The organism is Zooshikella harenae, assembly GCF_018837975.1.
GTDB lineage: Bacteria > Pseudomonadota > Gammaproteobacteria > Pseudomonadales > Zooshikellaceae > Zooshikella > Zooshikella harenae.
Genome location: NZ_JAGSOY010000376.1, coordinates 1 through 511 on the forward strand (window position 1 = coordinate 1; position 511 = coordinate 511).

At 28.6% G+C, this 511-nt stretch carries 1 protein-coding gene; it reads right to left on the reverse strand.

Annotated elements, in window-relative coordinates; translation table 11 throughout:
• Window positions 1-255 precede the first annotated feature (255 nt).
• Window positions 256-511: hypothetical protein (locus KCG35_RS26200; RefSeq protein WP_215822886.1), on the reverse strand; the 256-nt coding region annotated here is incomplete at its 5' end.

Below are 511 nucleotides of genomic sequence, written 5' to 3' on the forward strand. Positions count from 1 at the left end.
GGTAAAACCTCTGTCTTCAATGAATTTATCAGCAGTTTCCTTGCTATTTATAGAAGGTTTTATTATACCGGTTGACCCCCAGTAATCTTTCCCTTTCTTAAAGTTAATATATGCAGCGTCCGCTAAAAGTGCTGCTTGGTAGGCTTTTTCTGTATTAATTTGATTATTTTCACTCATTGATGAACATCCATTCATTGATAAAACAACTAGATACTTCTTGATGTAAAATCAGCTAAAAATTAGTTTTAGTGTTTTTTACTCTTTATTAAACACCCAAGCATCAATCGATTTTTTAATGGGTAAATATTTAAATTTATTAATATCTGAGCATTCGTAAGTTATAAATCTTTCTGGACGTGTAAAAATTCCATATGGAACTAAGATATAGGAGATTTCTTTACCTAGAATATTTTTGGATTTAATCTTAATAACTATTGTTGTATATTTTCTAATTTTATAGCCTTCTATTTTATTATTAATAAGCTCTCCACCTTCAGCCAAATACTTATAT